This window comes from Vibrio sp. SALL6, assembly GCF_002002385.1.
Classification (GTDB): Bacteria; Pseudomonadota; Gammaproteobacteria; order Enterobacterales; family Vibrionaceae; genus Vibrio; species Vibrio parahaemolyticus.
Map to the genome: position 1 here is coordinate 21,361 of NZ_MQVK01000007.1, position 17,291 is coordinate 38,651.

The window sequence follows — 17,291 nt, forward strand, 5'->3', positions numbered from 1 at the left end:
CATGAATACAACGTATGTCGCTCGTCAGCCGATTTTTAACCGTAAAAGACAGACGCTGGGTTATGAATTGTTATTTAGAGATGGAGAAAGCAACGCCTATCCCGCTCATATCGAATCAAACCGAGCGACATACCGATTAATCGTCGAGAACTTTCTATCACTGGGTACTAACCCAGTGATTGCGTCTTCGCGATGCTTCATCAACTTTCCTCATCAGAGCTTGGTACGCCGTTTGCCTCGCAGCTTGCCAAAAAACAAAATCGTCGTAGAAGTCTTAGAGACTTGCCAACCTACCGATGATCTTCTCGATGCAATTCGCGAGTTATATCGAGAAGGTTATTTGATCGCGCTGGATGATTTCACCTTAACGCCGGAGTGGCGTCGCTTCTTACCTTATGTGCACATCGTTAAACTCGATATCATGGCGATGGGGCTAGAAAAAGCGTGTGAACTGGTTAAAACCCACCTCGCCAAGCGCGTCAAATATCACTTTTTAGCGGAACGCGTCGAAACCGCAGAAGAGTTTGAGCAAGCCAAAGCGGCGGGTTTTAAATTCTTTCAAGGCTACTTTTTTAGCAAGCCATTGGTGTCGCAAACCAAATACGTCAGTCCGGAGCAGGTGTTAGCGTTACAACTGTTTCGGGAAGTCTGCGCGCCAGAGCCGGATTTTGACCGCATTGAAAGCATCATTACGCAAGATGTGGCCTTGTCGTACAAGTTACTGCGTTTTGTGAATACCCAGATCACCACATTAGAGGTGGAAATCAGTTCGTTCCGTCAGGCGCTGATTTACCTTGGTCAAGACAAGCTGAAGCAATTTGTCTCTTTGGTGGTGGCGTCTTACATCTCAAGCAACAAACCGCGTGAGTTGTACAACCTCTCTTTGCAACGTGCCCAGTTCTGTGAGCTGATGTCGCGTTACCAACCTTTTTCTCATCTCAATGAGCAAGGCTTTATGGTCGGCTTATTGTCGATCTTAGATGCCATGCTCGACTTATCGATCGAAGCCTTGGTGAAGCAACTGCCGTTGAGTGATTCTGTGCAGCAAGCATTACTGCATCGTAAGGGTGAGTACGGCGTGCTGATCTCACTAGAAGAATGCTACGAGCGAGCAGATTGGCATGGCGTCGAAAAGCTCTCGGGTCAGTTGGGTTTGTCATTCGATGAAGTCAAAGCCTCGTTAAGTGAAGCGGTTCGCTGGAGCCAAAGCGTCGTCACGGTCTAATTCTCTCTATTAGTATGAAACTTTTATGAAGGCAAGGGCATGGCTCTTGACGCCTTGGCACAATTAAATAAACATATACGCATATCCATATATAGGTATGTTAACTATGCTTCCACATCAGTTTTTCAAGCTTTTATCTGACGAGACTCGTGTGCGCTGCTTAATGCTGGTGGCCCGCGAAGGAGAAATTTGCGTAGGTGATTTGGCGTTTGCATTGCAAGAGAGTCAGCCGAAAGTTTCTCGTCATCTTGCTCAGTTAAGATCGAGTGGCATTTTAGTCGATAAGCGTCAGGGACAATGGGTGTACTACGAGTTATCGCAGCAATTGCCAGGATGGATGCGCAAGTTGATTGAAGACTTAGTAGCATCGAATTGCTTGAAGCAAGAATACCAAGACGACATTACACGCTTGCACGATAAAAGTCGTGAGGCTTGCTGTTAACAGCGAACAAAGATTCAAGGTTGAAGATTAAAGGGTAAGACTATGACGATTAAAGTAGGGATTAACGGGTTTGGGCGCATTGGGCGTTTGGCGCTGCGCGCGGCATTCGATTGGCCAGAATTGGAATTTGTGCAAATCAATGATGTGGCGGGCGATGCAGCAACGTTGGGCCACTTATTGGAGTTCGACTCTGTTCAAGGCCGTTGGCACCATGAAGTGCAGGTTGAGGGAAATGAACTCGTCATCAATGGCAAGCGCATCGCGACGACACAGCATCGCGACATCGATGCAGTGAATTGGTCTGGTTGTGATGTTGTGATTGAAGCGACAGGCGTGCACCGCAAAACATCGTACCTTGACCAATATCTCGATCAGGGCGTGAAGCGAGTGGTGGTTAGCGCACCAGTGAAAGAAGAAGGTATTGCGAACATCGTTGTTGGCGTGAACGACCACATTTTCGATCCTGACAAACATCGTATCGTGACAGCGGCTTCGTGCACGACCAACTGCATCGCACCAGTAGTAAAAGTCATTCATGAGAAATTGGGCATTGAGCAATCCTCTTTCACGACGATTCATGATTTGACCAATACGCAAACCATTTTGGATTCACCGCACAAAGATCTGCGTCGTGCCCGTGCGTGTGGCATGAGTCTTATCCCGACCACCACGGGCAGTGCGACTGCGATTGTGGAAATTTTCCCTGATTTAAAAGGCAAGATTAACGGCCACGCAGTGCGTGTCCCGTTGGCGAATGCGTCACTGACAGACATCATCTTCGATGTGAAACGCGATACCACCGCAGAAGAAGTGAATGCTTTGCTGAAAGAAGCGTCAGAAGGTGAGCTAAAAGGCATTCTTGGCTTTGAAGAGCGTCCGTTGGTGTCGATCGATTACAAAGGCGATCAACGCTCAACCATCGTTGATGCACTCTCAACAATGGTCGTTGGTTCTCGCATGGTGAAGATTTACGCGTGGTACGACAATGAAATGGGTTACGCAACGCGCACCGCAGAATTGGTTCGTAAAGTTGGTTTGGCTTAATAGGAGTTCACAATGTCTCATCCTACATGGCAATTAGATTTGGACTCTGGTGCATTAGTTTTAACACCGTGCCCGGGTACGAAAGACGTCGATTTGCAAACGTCTTTACAGCAATTAAAAGAGCAGGGTGTTCAAGCCGTGGTTACGGCATTGGACAATGCTGAGCTAGCATCGAAAGACGTCGCGGATTTGGGTGAAGTTACCCAACAACTGGGTATGAAATGGTTCCAGATCGAGATTGAAGATGATTGCGCACCCAGTGAGGATTTCGCGATGAAGTGGCAACAAGCTAGCCCTGAACTGCATGCGATTCTTGCTCAAGATGGCAAAGTCGCGATGCACTGCATGGGCGGCTCGGGTCGCACTGGTTTATTCGCAGCTCACTTACTGCTAGAAAAAGAATGGACGCTGGACGATATCGTGCGAGAAGTTCAGGCACTGCGCCCAGGCGCGTTTACCAAACCAGTGCAGCTTGAGTACATCGAACGGGTGGCAAAAGACGCGTGATCAGCTTAAATAGCTTTTGGAACATCATGATCCAAAAGCTATTGTCTGGTTTTTATAATGGAATATAGCTCAGTAATAAAACGGAAGGTGGTAATTTAAACTTTTGTTTTTATTGATTATTAATTTTAAATTATAAATGCCAGCGTGTTTGTAAACTTGAACTAAGGTTGTATCGCCTTATGGCTGGTGTACAGGTTAATCAGTATTTAGAACATGATGATCTAAATGCGTCTATCGCTGTACATAAGAGGTCAATATGATTTCTCAATTGAGCAAAAGTATTCGTCAGTACATGCTAGTGACGTTTAACTATTGGAACTTTACCGTAACCGACGGAGCGCTGCGTATGCTGGTGGTGCTCTATTTTCACGACTTGGGTTATTCCACGTTAGCCATTGCCTCGCTCTTTCTTTTCTATGAATTTTTTGGCGTGGTGACCAATCTGATTGGTGGTTGGTTAGGGGCCCGGTTAGGCCTGAACAAAACCATGAATATTGGCCTAGCGATGCAAGTGTTTGCGTTGTTAATGTTGGCAGTGCCCAACGCTTGGCTGACGATTCCTTGGGTGATGGCTGCGCAAGCTTTGTCTGGCATCGCTAAAGACCTCAACAAGATGAGTGCAAAGAGTGCGATTAAGACGCTAGTACCAGATGAGCAGCAAGGCGCGCTTTACAAATGGGTGGCGATTTTGACGGGCTCGAAGAACGCACTCAAAGGGGCGGGTTTCTTTGTCGGTGGCTTGTTGTTGTCTTGGGTGGGTTTCCAAAACTCGATGTTTATTATGGCGAGTGTGCTCGCGGTAGTGTTCATTTTCAGCATGATCTGGCTAGAAGCCGACATGGGCAAAGCGAAAAATAAGCCTAAGTTTAGCCACATCTTTTCTAAGTCTGAATCGGTCAACATCTTGTCCGCAGCGCGCATGTTCCTGTTTGGTGCGCGGGATGTCTGGTTTGTGGTGGCTTTGCCGGTTTATCTCGGCAGCGTATTTGGCTGGGATCACTTGTGGGTTGGTGGCTTTTTAGCATCATGGGTGATCGCGTATGGCTTTGTGCAAGGTTTTGCGCCGCGCATTACGGGTAAAGCGCAGGGTCGCGTGCCTGATGGAAGTGCGGCATTAGTGTGGGCGGGGGTTCTTGCCTTAATCACGGGCGGGATTGCTTACGGAGTACAAATTGGTTGGCAGCCGGAAATCGTGATTGTGGTTGGGCTGATGATTTTTGGTGCGGTCTTTGCCATTAACTCTTCGCTGCATTCGTATTTGATTGTGAGCTATGCCAAAGGCGACGGCGTCTCGTTGGATGTCGGTTTTTACTACATGGCCAACGCCATGGGACGTTTGATTGGCACGGTGTTGTCGGGGTGGATTTACCAAGAAGCAGGACTAGCGGCGTGTTTGTGGGTCTCTTTCGCTTTCTTGGCGCTGACAACGTTGATTTCGATTAAGTTACCCAAAGCTAATATCGCCACGGCTTAGTTCTGATGAATGTGATGGGTTGAACAGAACATCGTGAATAAAAATGGCTCCAATCGGGAGCCATTTTTTATGTCTGCATATTATGAGCAGAAGCGTCCAAGTTTTGCAGGTTGCGTCATCTTGATTTCGTCGTCTAACGAGCGGTAGACAATCGTATTCCAGATTTCGCCATTATCCATTTCAAATTCAATCGCGTAATTCATGCCGCTTACCACCTGAGTGCGAACACTGAGGATTTGCTTTAACTTAGCGGAAGTGTTCATTTGCGCGAGTACCACATCAAGCAATGGTTGCGCTTCATCGGTCATGTCACTTTGTGACCATCCGCCGGGCAGTTTTTCTAAGTTACAGATTGGGTTCGCTTCCGGTTGCGATTGGGCAGGTGCCACGGTCTCTTCCTTTTGATTACATCCAGCTAAAGCCACTACACATACGAGTGACGCCAATAATGTTTTCTTCATAACAAGACCTTTCTTTGTAATGTGCTCAGTATCCTAGGGGGTTCTGTGAATTATATCTGTTTCATATTCAAGAAAGTGTTGGTCACATATCGCTTTGTTTCAATTGATTCTGTTCAGCAGTATTTATCGGTTAAATACAATTAACAGGTCATTGTTGGGTTAAAAATAAGCAAAAACAGATTGTTAACTATTTAATTGAGTGAAAATTGCCCTATGCTATAAACGATAAGCGATCCAAGGTAGGAAAGGATATGAGAGAAAGGGTTCTGTTTTTTGATTTATTGCGCTGCGTCGCCGCAGTGGCTGTGATCGCTATTCATGTCTTGGCGCCTTATCGAAACGAGTTGGGCGTGATCCCAATGGACCAATGGCTCACCGCCGTTGGAGTGAACAGCGTGACCCGATGGGCGGTGCCGGTATTTATTTTGATTACGGGCGCTCTGATGCTCAGTGATACACGTCCTTTTGATGGCAAGTATTACGTGAAGCGGCGTTTGGGGAAGGTGTTGGTGCCTTTTCTAATTTGGTCGACGTTCTACGCGTATCTATCGGGTTGGACGGCACAAGGGTTCGATTTTGAAACCGTCAAAGAAGTGCTGAGTAATAGTCCGTTTCATGCCACCTATTACCATTTAGGCTTCTTCTATTACTTTATTCCACTGTATTTCGTGATTCCTCTATTCCAATGGATGGCACGTAATGTTGATGACAATGTCCTCTATACCTATCTGGCTTTTTGGATGTTCACTAGCACGTTATTCCTGTTCAAGATTGATGGGCCATGGAGTAACCAAATGTGGCTCTATATGGGCTATCTGCCTTTGGGCTATGTGCTGTTTCAAAAAGTGCCACTAAATCGTTCTATGGTGACGTTGTTCACTGGGTTTGGATTGGTGGCGTTAGCCGTAACATTCACCATGGTGGTGACCAACAGTTTAGAAGCAGAGAAATACACCGTGGGGCGTTGGTTGTCATACAAAACATTGAACGTGATTTTGGCGGCATCGATGATTTTTATGCTGTGTCGGTATTTTGGGGAAGGGTTGCCGAAGAACGTGCAGAAAGTGGTGAGTTTTATCAGCCAGCACAGCTTGGGCATTTACTTACTTCACCCAATCTTTTTATGGCCGATGAAAGAGTTCGGTTGGTATACCGGTCATCCGGGATGGGTGATCCCTGTGTGGATTGTGTTAAGTGGGGCGGGAGCCTTGGCGATGAGTTATTTGTTCTCGAAATCAGCCAAGACTCGTTGGTTGCTGCCGTAAGTTAGCGTTTGATTGCGAAATGTAGGAATTTGTCGCCGCAGTAGGTCAGGGTGCCTTTATCACCTGGATTAAGCGCGTGGTAATAGTGCACACCAATTTGGAATTCTCGTTTCGGGCCGATTGGGCCACGTTGCACATAAATCCAATATTCTTGGTCGTCCTGTCCCGGCTGCGCATCCGGCACATCGATCGCTTGTTTGTCTAAAATCGTGACTTGAACACTTTGTTCTGGCGCATCTTCACCAACGTAATGTTTGCTGTAGAAACGAAAGAACACCCATGCGCCAAGAGCGATGAGGGCAAAAGTGGCCAAGATAAGTGAGATTGGCATGATAACCTCCAATGTTTCATTGGGCCTTATTCTACAGAACTCCCTGATTAAACTATGAGTTGAGATAAACTATTCGTGATCTAATAAAAGGGGTGTAGATTTTATTCGGCGGACTTCACAGTTTATATGCGTGCAAGGGCACAATTTGAAAGGAAAATTGCACTTAACCGCTCGAAAAAGCTCTAAATTTATAGAAGAATGAAATGACTAACGAAGGGAAGGTCAGTAAAGGAGGGTTACGATGTCAGATATCGAAAAAGTAGTCATGCGTACCCGAACGATCGAAAAGCTTTTGCGTACTCAATATCACGCAGAAGGGAAAGGGTTGCACCAACTTATCAGCAGTTGTGAAGAGCGCTTACCTCATGATGTGATCGCGAAATTGCGTTTTATCGCCACTGTGCGTAATAAAGTCGTGCATGAGGACAACTATAAGCTGGATGATCGAAAAGGTTTCATGGCAGCGTGTGATGACTGTGAAAAAGAGTTAACGCCAAGAAGCTCCCGTTTTATTTGGCGAACCGCTATTTTGCTAATGGCGCTAATCACACTCGCTGCACTCGGTTTTTACTACATGCATTGGGACATCTTGTCAGAGCACATACAGTAAACCTAAAAATTGAGAAATAAAAAAGGACGCGAAAGCGTCCTTTTTTATTTTTAATCAGTGACTTAGTACATCATTGGCAGTGTCATTAAACCCACAACCACTGCAATCATAACCAGCCCTTGTTTTTGAGAAGATGAAATCATAACACTACCCCTTAAATCTTTGATGAACTCGATGGGATAAATATAGCACTGTTTTTGGCTGTTGATCAACGTATCTGTAGAAAACTTTTCAAAACTCATACTTAACTTGGCTGTTTTTACTTTAAATTGACCAATAAAACAGTGTTTTTTGGGCTGTATTCAAAGTGTTCGCTTTGGGTCTTAATTATACTTTTTTGTTTTAAGTTATTGATTTTAATGTGTTATAAATGGTTAATAAGTGGCTGTTATATTGTTTTTTGTCTCAGATTGATGGTTGATTTGGTATTTTGTCTGTATTTCTCAAAAGTTGAGAAAAGTGAGTGTTGTGCTATGGCGGTGGTTAATGAAGGCTCTAGGATGGTGCAAGAATTTCTTATCTGATGAGAAAATCTGGCAAGGAAGTATAATTGGTGGGTCGTGGAGCGGCTAATAGTGTTTTTGCCCTCATTAACGTTAATGTATTTTTATTTATCATTAGGTTACGTTGTTTTAATGATATTTTTAATACAAACAAATCTACTTGGAGAGTGATGTTTAGATAGGCTTATCATGGCATTCTTTTCCATATCAGGATGAATAGGGGTAACCAGACTTTTTGTGGTTGATGTTTGTCCGTGTTGATGGTCATACACACAAGTTGGCTTTTTTACACACACTATGAAATCGTGTGAACACTAACTACGAATTCCAATCCACATTATTTTTGCTAGCGCTAGAGAGGGTTACAAAATGTTTCGAATCGCTAGCGAGATCCAACTTTCGTAGATTGTGTCTTTACATCAAAACTGGTCTACCTAGACTAGCGGCGAGTTTAAGTAAAAGGTATGTACGGCATGTGGAGTTGGCTGGCGATAGGGTTATCAGGTATGTATTCCGTGTTGGGTGCAAAGCAAGCGAACCCGACACAATCCTTAGTGTTTAAAATCTTTACGCTATTACTTCTTCTTATTTTGGTGCTAACCCAAGGGCCGTCGGCCGATCACAGCTACTGGATTGCTGGTGGGTTGGTGGTTTCTATGTTCGCCGATACGCTGCATTCGTTTAAAACTCGCAAGCTTATCTATTTTGCTGCCTATCTCGCAGCGCAAGTGTGCTACAGCAAATCTTTTTGGGTTCAGCTCAATGGCGATATCGTGTGGTGGTTGCTGGCTTTGTTGCTTGCCGCCAGTATCGTGGCGTTTTTCCTTCTTTTACCGCAGTTAGATTCGCTCGTTTTTCCCGTTGTGACTATGGGCATAATGCTAGTGCAGCTCGCTTGGGCAGCCGGTGAGGTTTGGCTACAAACGCCTAGCTACGCGAATGCCATTGGCTTTAGTGGCACCGTCATCATGACGTATTCCGCGCTCGCTTACGCCATACACGGATTCCGTAAACCAATGAAGCGCGCGTATGTTTGGGTAAGTGGTAGCTACTTTCTTGCTCATGCACTCATTGTTGCTTCTATCATTTACTAACGTAAGTCAAAGCAGTGCTCGACGATTTCAGTACACTGGTCGGGTTCTATTTGCTAACTGGAGTTAATGATGAGCGACATTCATGCTCACAACTTACTAAACCTACTACGTGAAACCTCAATGAGCCGCGACGAGCTCGCACAACATTTTGGCGCAGACGTACGCTTTCATACCTGTAAGTTGAATGATCTAGACTTAGATGCATTGCTAACCTTTTTATTACAGCGCGATAAGGTTCGCGAACTCGAAGGCAAGTTCGTCGTCAACATGGCGCGTATTTGCAACCATTAAGCGGCGTCTGAGGTTGTTTCGGTAATCGAGGGCGAATTATCTGATTTCGCCCTTAGCCGTATACTCGCACAATCTCCTTACTATACACTGGTCGCCATTTTTTCGTCGAGGCCAGAACATGGATATTCTTTCTGCAGCGACCATGCTGTTTCTTATCATGGACCCTCTTGGCAATTTGCCCATTGTGTTGTCCATTCTTAAACACATCGATCCCAAACGTCGTCGTAAGGTGCTCATCCGCGAGCTGATTTTTGCCTTATTGATTTTGATGTTGTTCTTGTTCGCCGGACAAAGCATCCTGAGCTTTTTGCACGTACAGCCGGAAACCTTGAGTATCTCTGGTGGCATCATCTTATTTATCATCGCAATTAAGATGATTTTCCCAAGTGCAGGGAGCATCACCGGGTTAGCGGCGGGTGAAGAGCCGTTTATTGTGCCGATGGCGATTCCAATGATTGCCGGCCCATCAGTGATTGCCGCGTTGCTTCTGCTTTCTTCCCAGCATCCCGACAAACTGGTCGAACTCTCAGCGTCGGTGGTGATTGCGTGGGGCGCGACCTTCTTTATTTTGATGTTCTATGGCTTTTTCAATCGTCTGTTGGGCGAACGCGGTCTGAAAGCGGTGGAACGCTTGATGGGCTTGTTATTGGTGATGATTTCCACCCAGATGTTCCTAGATGGTGTGAAAAGCTATTTGGGATAAATCAAAGACAACAAAAAGCCGCTCCAGTGAGCGGCTTTTCTTTATAACGATGTTTACATCATGTGTTTACGACGAATGTCGAGCAGGGCAAAAATACCAAAAATCAAGATGGAATACTTTTCCCAACTGCTCATCTGAATCTTATCGCCAAATGCACCAATGAAGATTGCCATTTGCAAACCGTGCATGATGAACAAGAAGGCTGTCATGATGTACAACGCAATCGCAGCATTACCTGGAAATGGCATCACAATATTCAGAATCAAAACCAGCCAAACAAAGGCAATCGCCGCTTTAGCTAGGATAAGTAGTGCTTTCATTTTAGTGTCCTTTTAAATCGAGGCGTTAGGCTGAGGTACGTTCATACAGACGGTAACTGACTTGGCCTGCGGTTTTTTCTCTGTGCAGGTGCCAATTTTCCGGAAGCCCAGCAATGCTCAGCTCTTTTTCCGTTTCAATATAAATCATTGCGTCTTCTGCAAGCCAACCGTTTTGCTCTAGCAAGGTCACGGTTTCATCCAATAGTCCCTTACGGAAAGGTGGATCGATGAAAACCACATGATGTGGTGTGCCTGGTTGTTTCAGAAAGCTCAAGGCATCGGTGTTCACCACTTGGATATTAGTGGCTTTCAATGATGCGACGTTTTTTTGTAACTGCTGAAAAGCTTGCGGGTTGAGCTCAATCATGGTCACGAGTTCTGCTTGGCGTGAAGCCGATTCAAAACCCAAACCACCAGAGCCAGCAAATAAATCGAGGCATTTTGCTTGCGGCACATCTTGTGCTAACCAGTTAAACAGGGTTTCTTTCACGCGGTCAGTGGTTGGACGCAAACCTTCAGCGTCATGGACAGGGAGTTTTCTGCCTCTCCATAAACCACTAATAATGCGAACAAAGCCCGTTGTTGGCTTTTTTTGTGATGTGTTTTGCTGGCGACGTCTTACCATAGATTTTTTGACCGCTAATAAAGTGATACTATACCCAATCGCCCAAGCTTTGAGCTTGGATACAGCCCAGAAAATTCAAGATGACAGAGTGTAACACTAATAAGATTAGAATCACCTAATTGGAAAGTTTTCACAACTTTGTCATTAGCCTTTTTTAGACAGATAATAATCTTGTCAAAAAAGAGTCATTAATAGATATAAAGACAATCTAGGATAGCCCCAGATGACGGAAAAAAAGAAGCGCGGATTACTTTCGTGGCTAGGTTTTGGTGACGAAGAACAAAGCCCAAAACCAAAAACTGAAGAAACAGTAACAGAAGAAGCAGTGGAAGCGCCTTCTGAAGAACAGCAAACCGAAGAGGTTGCTGAGCAAGCGCAACAAACTCAAGAGCTTGAACAAGAGCCAGAAAAAGCTGAGGCTGCCCCAGCAGAAGCAGAAGCAGAAGCAGAAGCAGAAGCAGAAGCAGAAGCAGAAGCAGAAGCAGAAGAGCCACAAGTACCGGTTGCGCCTCGTATTCAAGAGCAAGAAAAGCCGACAGAAAGCTTCTTCGCTCGCCTTAAGCGCAGCCTTAGCCGTACAAAAGCAAACATCGGTGCTGGTTTCTTTGGCCTGTTCAGCGGTAAAAAAATCGATGACGACCTATTTGAAGAGCTAGAAGAGCAACTGCTCATTGCCGATGTGGGCATGGACACCACCACAAAAATCATCAACAACCTGACAGAAAAAGCCTCTCGAGGTGATCTGAAAGATGGCGAAGCCCTTTATGGTCTGCTGAAAGAAGAAATGGCGGAGATTCTATCTAAAGTAGAACAGCCTCTAGAGATCGACAGCAGCAAAACACCTTACGTCATCTTGATGGTTGGTGTGAATGGTGTGGGTAAAACCACCACCATCGGTAAACTTGCGAAGCAGTTCCAAAGCCAAGGCAAGAAAGTGATGTTAGCGGCTGGCGATACTTTCCGAGCGGCTGCAGTTGAGCAGCTGCAAGTGTGGGGCGAGCGTAACAATGTTCCTGTGATCGCGCAGCATACTGGCGCAGACAGCGCATCGGTTATCTACGATGCGATTGAAGCGGCAAAAGCGCGTGGCGTCGATGTGGTTATCGCCGATACGGCGGGTCGTCTACAAAACAAAGCCAACCTAATGGAAGAGCTACGCAAGATTGTACGTGTGATGAAGAAAATTGATGATTCTGCACCACATGAAATCATGCTGACGCTGGATGCAGGTACTGGCCAAAATGCGATTAGCCAAGCGAAACTTTTCAGTGATGTAGCTCCTCTAACCGGGATTACATTGACTAAGCTGGATGGTACAGCGAAAGGCGGCGTTATTTTCGCTATCGCTGATCAGTTTAGTATTCCAATTCGCTACATTGGTGTTGGCGAAGGCATTGAAGACTTGCGTCCTTTTGAAACTCAAGAGTTTATCGACGCTTTGTTTAGCCGTGAAGAGTAATTGAAGTTAGAGGAAATCAACGGTGATCAAATTTCAACAAGTGAGTAAAGCTTACCGAGGTGGTCGACAAGCACTACAAAAAGTCGATTTTCACCTGAGGCGCGGAGAAATGGCGTTTTTAGGCGGGCACTCCGGCGCCGGTAAAAGTACCTTGTTGAAATTGATATGTGCGATAGAGCGTCCGACCGATGGCAAAATCCATTTCAATGGTCACGACATCACGCGCATTCCAAGCAAAGACATTCCATTTTTGCGCCGCAATATTGGGATTGTCTTTCAAGACCACCGTCTCTTAATGGACCGCAGTGTGTACGATAACGTCGCACTGCCGATGCGTATTGAATCGATTTCCGAAACTGAAATTAAGCGTCGCGTTTCTGCGGCGTTAGACAAAACGGGCTTACTCGATAAAGCCCGTTGTTTGCCGAGCCAGCTCTCTGGTGGTGAACAACAACGCGTTGGTATTGCCCGTGCAGTGGTAAACCGACCAACGTTATTAGTGGCAGATGAGCCAACGGGTAACCTTGACCCAGAATTATCCAACCGTGTGTTGCGTTTATTCGAAGAATTTAACCGTGCGGGCGTGACCATCCTACTTGCCACGCACGATGTTGGGTTAGTAAACACTCGCCCACAATATCGTCATTTTGAATTGAACCAAGGCTTCCTAAGTGAGGTAGAAGACTATGGCAGGTAACAAGCACTCCCAAAAGAAAGGGAAAGGCCGCAGTGCCAAGCGTGCAAATACCGATGGTTTTTTCTCTGTCCATGCAAAACAAGCAAAATCCTCTTTTAGCGCCTTATGGCAACGACCACTAGGCAACATTCTGACTCTAGCGGTGATCTCCATGGCACTTGCCATGCCAGCTTGTTTGTATCTATTGGGCAAAAACGTGGCAGGCGCTGCCGAAGATGTGGCATCTCCCTCGCAAGTTAGTGCTTACTTAGTGGAAGGCATGCCGGATGCGCGTGTGATGGTTCTCAAAGATCAAATTGAAACTTGGCCTCTTGTAAAAGAAGTGGAATATATTTCTCCACAGCAAGGTTTGGCCGATTTAAGCCAGTACGCGGGTTTTGACCAAGCACTGAGCTTGCTAAGCGGTTATGCGTTACCGGGCGTGTTGGTGATTACGCCTGAATCTGATATCAAAACAGACATTCAAGCCCTAGCAAAAGAAGTAGGTCAACAACAAGATGTGACCGATGTTAGGCTAGATGAAGACTGGCTTGCGCGCTTAAATGCCATCAAAACCCTAGCAGGCATTATTGTCGTGACTCTGACAATCCTGATGTTGGGTGCGGTATTTTTAATCGTTGGTAACACATTACGTTTTAATGTACTGGCGAATAAAGAAGAGATTCAAACCATGAAGCTTATCGGTGCGACCGACGGCTTCATTTTGCGTCCGTACCTGTACACAGGTATGTGGTTTGGTGTATTAGGTGCTGTCATTGCGTGGTTTGTCACGGCGTTAGTGACCATTGTGATGAACAGCGCCGTAGAAGATCTTGCCGCGTTGTACGACAGCCAATTCCGTTTGATTGGCCTAAGTTGGGATGAATCTTTGCTGCTGATTATCACCGGTAGCCTTTTAGGTTGTATTGCCGCGCGCATTTCAGCGCAGCGTCACTTAAAAGAAATTGAACCAGTTTAAGTGATGAAGGTCTTATACTTGGAATTTATTAGCACAAGCTAATTTTTACCTCTTGTTTAGACCAATTGTTTATGGATAATTGCTCGCCCTTCTTGAAACTTGTTCATTTTGAGTTCAAGATATCGAAGCTAAATTGCAATGTAATGCTCCAGATCAGAGATTGATGAGGAATTGAATGACAAAAGAAGCGTATCCGATGGCTCTAGTCACGCAAGATAGCCTTGATAGCTATATTCGCTCTGTAAACAGCTACCCAATGCTGACAGCAGACGAAGAGCGTGAACTGGCAGAACGATTACACTACAAAGGTGAGATTGAGGCTGCGAAAGGCCTGATCCTGTCACACCTAAGATTCGTTGTTCACGTTGCTCGAGGTTACTCAGGCTACGGTTTGCCAATGGCAGATCTAGTGCAAGAGGGCAATATCGGTCTAATGAAAGCCGTTAAACGTTTTAACCCAGAAGTGGGCGTACGTTTGGTGTCTTTTGCTGTTCACTGGATCAAAGCAGAGATCCATGAGTATGTACTACGTAACTGGCGTATCGTTAAAATTGCAACAACTAAGGCGCAGCGTAAATTGTTCTTCAATCTACGCAAATCGAAAAAACGCTTAGGTTGGTTTAACAATGGCGAAGTCGAAACCGTAGCTCGTGAGTTGGGCGTAGAACCTTCCGAAGTTCGCGAGATGGAATCACGTCTTGCGGCGGTCGATTCAACGTTCGATATGCCAACTGACGATGATGACAGTGCAACTAGCTCATATACTGCACCGATGCTGTACCTAGAAGACAAATCGTCGGACGTGGCTGACAACATCGAAGCTGCAAACTGGGAAATGCACACCAATAATCGTCTTGGTCACGCACTAGCAAGCCTAGATGAGCGTAGCCAACGCATTGTGCGCTCTCGTTGGTTAGACGATGAGAAAGCAACATTGCAAGACTTGGCTGATGAGTTTGGCGTTTCTGCAGAGCGTATTCGTCAGTTAGAAAAGAATGCGATGAAGAAGCTGAAACTGGCCGTTGGTGAGTTCTAACTTCAGCCTCTAATATAAAGTAAGATTTTCATAGAAAGCCGAGATCATGTGATCTCGGCTTTTTTATTTTCGATCGAAAATAGATAGCGTTTGCGATCTAAATTTTCTGTGCTACCTGTGCATAACTCTGTGAAGTAATTATTTATCAACTGTTCGAAACCCAGACAAAATAAGGGTGATAGCGGTTTTGTCGCTTGGGGATAGTTATAAATATACACACAGCTAGATCAGGATCATCACTACATCTTGTGGATCAAAAGATCCAAATATACTTTATCAACGCAATTCACAGCTTTATCCACAAATGGTTGGAATGTGTACAATTTTAAAAGCCCTGATTATCCTTGTGTCTAAGTTTGCCACTGGATAGGTTACAATGGCGGCAGTATACCCAAATGACTTTTTCCGACTTAATACACCGAGCAGCATAGTGTTTAGTTCGGGTACCAAGGTTATTTGGGTATATTCATAACGACAAAATGAGAAAGTAAATGGACCAGTTTCAGCATATCGATGTACAAGGTGCACAGGCTTTGCTTGAGCAGGGCGAGGCAAAGCTTGTAGATATTCGTGATCCTCAATCGTTTGCCGTGGCACATGCTGAGTCGGCTTATCATCTAACCAACGATACGATTGTGGCGTTTATGGAAGATGTAGAGTTTGAACAGCCGATCCTCGTGATGTGTTATCACGGAATTAGCAGCCAAGGCGCAGCGCAATATTTAGTTAACCAAGGCTTCGAACAGGTGTACAGTGTAGACGGTGGCTTTGAAGCCTGGCAGCGAGCACAACTACCGATAGTGAGAAGTTAATGAAGAGATTGGTAACGTTAAATAATCCACGCATGGCGCAAGCCTTTATCGATTATATGGCCTCTCGTCAGATAGATATTGAGATGATGCCCGAAGGTGAAGGACAATTTGCACTTTGGCTTACGGACAGCCAGCATGAAGTTGAGGCAGAAGCCGAACTGAAGCAATTTTTGGTGAATCCATCCGCTAGCAAATACAGCGCCGCTTCCTGGGACGTTGCCGATACTCGTAAGAGCCAATTTTATTACGCTAGCCCAAGCATCATGGGAATGATCAAAGCCAAAGCCGGTCCAGTGACCTTATTGATCATGACCGTATGCGCCGTGATTTATGGTTTGCAGATGTTAGGCTTTGGAAATGGGGTATTTGCTCTGTTGCACTTTCCCGCGTTTGAAGGCCAGCAATGGCAATTGTGGCGTTGGGTGAGTCATGCATTGCTGCATTTCTCGGTAACACACATCATCTTTAACTTGTTGTGGTGGTGGCAACTTGGTGGCGATATTGAACGTCGCCTTGGTTCTGGCAAGTTACTGCAAATCTTTGTGGTATCTGCGGCACTCTCTGGTGCTGGCCAGTTCTATGTTGAAGGTGCGAACTTCGGCGGGTTATCTGGTGTTGTGTACGCGCTACTCGGCTATTTGTGGGTTTTGGGTTACCGCTTACCTCATTTAGGTTTAACGCTGCCGAAATCCATCATTGGTTTTATGTTGGCGTGGTTGGTACTTGGTTTTGTGCAACCGTTTATGGCCATTGCCAATACGGCTCACTTAGCTGGCTTGTTGGCCGGGATGGCGATTGCGCTGTTCGACTCGGGCAAGCAGAAATACCAACAACAAGCGTGATAGCAAAAACAAAAAAAGACCGCTCGAAAGCGGTCTTTTTGTATCTAAAGCAGCGTTACTTACTGATAGAGGTATTTGGTAAACAGCAAATCAGCAATGACGGTTTTCCCGGTCTCTGGCAGTAAGGTTTCGTTTAGCTCTTTTACCAACGTTTTGCGTAGGTCTTCTCGGCCAGAAAGCGACTTGATCGTATCTTCGGTTTGTTTGCCTAGGAGTTCGATGACCGCATCGCGAATCAAGGGTTGATGGTGCTCAACAATCGCTAGGTCTTGTTGGCTCATCACCATGATGTCGATACGCACTTGTACATAGCCTAATTTTTTACCTTTGGTGTAAAAGTTAGTGGTTAAATCTGGCTCTAGGGTGAAGTACGCTAATTTTGGTCCAGTCTCTTCCGTTTCAGCCCAACTTGGTGCGGAGATCAGGATTGTTAACGCAAAAATAATTTGGGCTACATAACGTTTGTACATATTTCTAACTTTTCTTTCTCTGGATCGCGATATTCGAATCGCTTCAGTCTTGATACAATAGACCGTCTATAACAAATAACGGAACTTACGGTTTTAATAAGACGGTAAGTTGTTGCTTTATT

Annotated in this window: 21 protein-coding genes; 16 read left to right on the forward strand and 5 right to left on the reverse strand. The window is 45.4% G+C overall.

The genetic code is table 11. The features are described 5' to 3' along the window. Position 1 precedes the first annotated feature (1 nt). The 5 genes from BIW15_RS04110 (at position 2) to arsJ (ending at position 4,692) form a co-directional block, all read left to right on the forward strand. Positions 2–1,225, forward strand: coding sequence for an EAL and HDOD domain-containing protein (locus BIW15_RS04110; protein ID WP_005459079.1), 1,224 nt, complete (start codon positions 2–4; stop codon positions 1,223–1,225). A gap of 106 nt (positions 1,226–1,331) precedes the next feature. Then, positions 1,332–1,667, forward strand: a complete 336-nt coding sequence (locus tag BIW15_RS04115; RefSeq protein ID WP_005478993.1) for a metalloregulator ArsR/SmtB family transcription factor — start codon at positions 1,332–1,334, stop codon at positions 1,665–1,667. A 42-nt stretch (positions 1,668–1,709) separates the two neighbouring features. Beyond that, complete coding sequence (locus tag BIW15_RS04120) at positions 1,710–2,711, forward strand: ArsJ-associated glyceraldehyde-3-phosphate dehydrogenase (protein ID WP_077280623.1); 1,002 nt, start codon at positions 1,710–1,712, stop codon at positions 2,709–2,711. 12 nt (positions 2,712–2,723) lie between these two features. Beyond that, a complete protein-coding gene (locus BIW15_RS04125; protein WP_045588365.1) occupies positions 2,724–3,218 on the forward strand; it encodes a cyclin-dependent kinase inhibitor 3 family protein in 495 nt (164 codons plus the stop codon). A gap of 256 nt (positions 3,219–3,474) precedes the next feature. Continuing rightward, complete coding sequence (gene arsJ / locus BIW15_RS04130; RefSeq protein WP_025795796.1) at positions 3,475–4,692, forward strand: organoarsenical effux MFS transporter ArsJ; 1,218 nt, start codon at positions 3,475–3,477, stop codon at positions 4,690–4,692. 80 nt (positions 4,693–4,772) lie between these two features. On the opposite strand, the gene BIW15_RS04135 is transcribed toward arsJ, so the two are convergent. Further along, positions 4,773–5,153, reverse strand: coding sequence for a cystatin domain-containing protein (locus BIW15_RS04135; protein ID WP_021449829.1), 381 nt, complete (start codon positions 5,151–5,153; stop codon positions 4,773–4,775). A 251-nt stretch (positions 5,154–5,404) separates the two neighbouring features. On the opposite strand from BIW15_RS04135, the gene BIW15_RS04140 reads away from it, so the two are divergent. Next, positions 5,405–6,418 (forward strand): acyltransferase, encoded by a 1,014-nt coding sequence (locus BIW15_RS04140; RefSeq protein ID WP_005489757.1) that lies wholly within the window; start codon positions 5,405–5,407, stop codon positions 6,416–6,418. A 1-nt stretch (position 6,419) separates the two neighbouring features. On the opposite strand, the gene BIW15_RS04145 is transcribed toward BIW15_RS04140, so the two are convergent. Then, on the reverse strand, positions 6,420–6,749 hold the full coding sequence (locus BIW15_RS04145; protein WP_023583986.1) for a DUF2500 domain-containing protein: 330 nt from the start codon (positions 6,747–6,749) through the stop codon (positions 6,420–6,422). A 241-nt stretch (positions 6,750–6,990) separates the two neighbouring features. Here BIW15_RS04145 and BIW15_RS04150 point away from each other — a divergent pair, with 241 nt between their 5' ends. From BIW15_RS04150 to BIW15_RS04175, 4 genes are all read left to right on the forward strand, one after another. Continuing rightward, positions 6,991–7,359, forward strand: coding sequence for a hypothetical protein (locus BIW15_RS04150; protein ID WP_005489749.1), 369 nt, complete (start codon positions 6,991–6,993; stop codon positions 7,357–7,359). A 976-nt stretch (positions 7,360–8,335) separates the two neighbouring features. Next, the gene (locus BIW15_RS04165) at positions 8,336–8,956 is read left to right on the forward strand and encodes a lysoplasmalogenase (RefSeq protein ID WP_005481960.1); all 621 of its coding nucleotides are present in this window, start codon (positions 8,336–8,338) and stop codon (positions 8,954–8,956) included. Between the two features lie 69 nt (positions 8,957–9,025). Then, a complete protein-coding gene (locus tag BIW15_RS04170; RefSeq protein ID WP_025632157.1) occupies positions 9,026–9,247 on the forward strand; it encodes a YecH family metal-binding protein in 222 nt (73 codons plus the stop codon). Between the two features lie 118 nt (positions 9,248–9,365). Further along, the gene (locus tag BIW15_RS04175) at positions 9,366–9,950 is read left to right on the forward strand and encodes a YhgN family NAAT transporter (RefSeq protein ID WP_005455144.1); all 585 of its coding nucleotides are present in this window, start codon (positions 9,366–9,368) and stop codon (positions 9,948–9,950) included. A gap of 53 nt (positions 9,951–10,003) precedes the next feature. Here the strand turns inward: BIW15_RS04175 and BIW15_RS04180 are convergent, their stop codons facing one another. Together BIW15_RS04180 and rsmD are read right to left on the reverse strand one after the other, a co-directional pair. Continuing rightward, a complete protein-coding gene (locus tag BIW15_RS04180) occupies positions 10,004–10,270 on the reverse strand; it encodes a DUF1145 domain-containing protein (RefSeq protein WP_005496405.1) in 267 nt (88 codons plus the stop codon). Positions 10,271–10,295: 25 nt separating this feature from the next. Beyond that, positions 10,296–10,895, reverse strand: a complete 600-nt coding sequence (gene rsmD / locus BIW15_RS04185; RefSeq protein WP_005455148.1) for a 16S rRNA (guanine(966)-N(2))-methyltransferase RsmD — start codon at positions 10,893–10,895, stop codon at positions 10,296–10,298. Between the two features lie 223 nt (positions 10,896–11,118). Between rsmD and ftsY the strand changes: the two genes are divergently transcribed. From ftsY to glpG, 6 genes are all read left to right on the forward strand, one after another. Further along, positions 11,119–12,354 carry a signal recognition particle-docking protein FtsY gene (gene ftsY / locus BIW15_RS04190; protein ID WP_005484141.1) on the forward strand — a complete coding sequence of 412 codons (1,236 nt, stop codon included), beginning with the start codon at positions 11,119–11,121 and terminating at the stop codon, positions 12,352–12,354. Positions 12,355–12,376: 22 nt separating this feature from the next. Beyond that, positions 12,377–13,051 carry a cell division ATP-binding protein FtsE gene (gene ftsE, locus BIW15_RS04195; protein ID WP_005481953.1) on the forward strand — a complete coding sequence of 225 codons (675 nt, stop codon included), beginning with the start codon at positions 12,377–12,379 and terminating at the stop codon, positions 13,049–13,051. Next, positions 13,041–14,009 carry a permease-like cell division protein FtsX gene (gene ftsX, locus BIW15_RS04200; RefSeq protein WP_005481956.1) on the forward strand — a complete coding sequence of 323 codons (969 nt, stop codon included), beginning with the start codon at positions 13,041–13,043 and terminating at the stop codon, positions 14,007–14,009. Before ftsE ends, ftsX begins: the two co-directional genes overlap by 11 nt. Before the next feature lie 175 nt (positions 14,010–14,184). Next, positions 14,185–15,045 (forward strand): RNA polymerase sigma factor RpoH, encoded by an 861-nt coding sequence (gene rpoH / locus BIW15_RS04205; protein WP_005490420.1) that lies wholly within the window; start codon positions 14,185–14,187, stop codon positions 15,043–15,045. Positions 15,046–15,536: 491 nt separating this feature from the next. Next, positions 15,537–15,857, forward strand: coding sequence for a thiosulfate sulfurtransferase GlpE (glpE, locus tag BIW15_RS04215; RefSeq protein ID WP_005460380.1), 321 nt, complete (start codon positions 15,537–15,539; stop codon positions 15,855–15,857). Beyond that, complete coding sequence (gene glpG / locus BIW15_RS04220; RefSeq protein ID WP_025506374.1) at positions 15,857–16,699, forward strand: rhomboid family intramembrane serine protease GlpG; 843 nt, start codon at positions 15,857–15,859, stop codon at positions 16,697–16,699. The genes glpE and glpG overlap by 1 nt, the downstream gene beginning before the upstream one ends. A gap of 59 nt (positions 16,700–16,758) precedes the next feature. On the opposite strand, the gene BIW15_RS04225 is transcribed toward glpG, so the two are convergent. Continuing rightward, on the reverse strand, positions 16,759–17,169 hold the full coding sequence (locus BIW15_RS04225; RefSeq protein ID WP_005460376.1) for a flagellar basal body-associated protein FliL: 411 nt from the start codon (positions 17,167–17,169) through the stop codon (positions 16,759–16,761). Positions 17,170–17,291: the final 122 nt, after the last annotated feature.

Bases quoted from the DNA above. Each gene is read 5' to 3' on its own strand.
- BIW15_RS04110 (WP_005459079.1), top strand. From the start codon at position 2: ATGAATACAACGTATGTCGCTCGTCAGCCGATTTTTAACCGTAAAAGA.
- BIW15_RS04115 (WP_005478993.1), top strand. From the start codon at position 1,332: ATGCTTCCACATCAGTTTTTCAAGCTTTTATCTGACGAGACTCGTGTG.
- BIW15_RS04120 (WP_077280623.1), top strand. From the start codon at position 1,710: ATGACGATTAAAGTAGGGATTAACGGGTTTGGGCGCATTGGGCGTTTG.
- BIW15_RS04125 (WP_045588365.1), top strand. From the start codon at position 2,724: ATGTCTCATCCTACATGGCAATTAGATTTGGACTCTGGTGCATTAGTT.
- arsJ (WP_025795796.1), top strand. From the start codon at position 3,475: ATGATTTCTCAATTGAGCAAAAGTATTCGTCAGTACATGCTAGTGACG.
- BIW15_RS04135 (WP_021449829.1), bottom strand. From the start codon at position 5,153: ATGAAGAAAACATTATTGGCGTCACTCGTATGTGTAGTGGCTTTAGCT.
- BIW15_RS04140 (WP_005489757.1), top strand. From the start codon at position 5,405: ATGAGAGAAAGGGTTCTGTTTTTTGATTTATTGCGCTGCGTCGCCGCA.
- BIW15_RS04145 (WP_023583986.1), bottom strand. From the start codon at position 6,749: ATGCCAATCTCACTTATCTTGGCCACTTTTGCCCTCATCGCTCTTGGC.
- BIW15_RS04150 (WP_005489749.1), top strand. From the start codon at position 6,991: ATGTCAGATATCGAAAAAGTAGTCATGCGTACCCGAACGATCGAAAAG.
- BIW15_RS04165 (WP_005481960.1), top strand. From the start codon at position 8,336: ATGTGGAGTTGGCTGGCGATAGGGTTATCAGGTATGTATTCCGTGTTG.
- BIW15_RS04170 (WP_025632157.1), top strand. From the start codon at position 9,026: ATGAGCGACATTCATGCTCACAACTTACTAAACCTACTACGTGAAACC.
- BIW15_RS04175 (WP_005455144.1), top strand. From the start codon at position 9,366: ATGGATATTCTTTCTGCAGCGACCATGCTGTTTCTTATCATGGACCCT.
- BIW15_RS04180 (WP_005496405.1), bottom strand. From the start codon at position 10,270: ATGAAAGCACTACTTATCCTAGCTAAAGCGGCGATTGCCTTTGTTTGG.
- rsmD (WP_005455148.1), bottom strand. From the start codon at position 10,895: ATGGTAAGACGTCGCCAGCAAAACACATCACAAAAAAAGCCAACAACG.
- ftsY (WP_005484141.1), top strand. From the start codon at position 11,119: ATGACGGAAAAAAAGAAGCGCGGATTACTTTCGTGGCTAGGTTTTGGT.
- ftsX (WP_005481956.1), top strand. From the start codon at position 13,041: ATGGCAGGTAACAAGCACTCCCAAAAGAAAGGGAAAGGCCGCAGTGCC.
- rpoH (WP_005490420.1), top strand. From the start codon at position 14,185: ATGACAAAAGAAGCGTATCCGATGGCTCTAGTCACGCAAGATAGCCTT.
- glpE (WP_005460380.1), top strand. From the start codon at position 15,537: ATGGACCAGTTTCAGCATATCGATGTACAAGGTGCACAGGCTTTGCTT.
- glpG (WP_025506374.1), top strand. From the start codon at position 15,857: ATGAAGAGATTGGTAACGTTAAATAATCCACGCATGGCGCAAGCCTTT.
- BIW15_RS04225 (WP_005460376.1), bottom strand. From the start codon at position 17,169: ATGTACAAACGTTATGTAGCCCAAATTATTTTTGCGTTAACAATCCTG.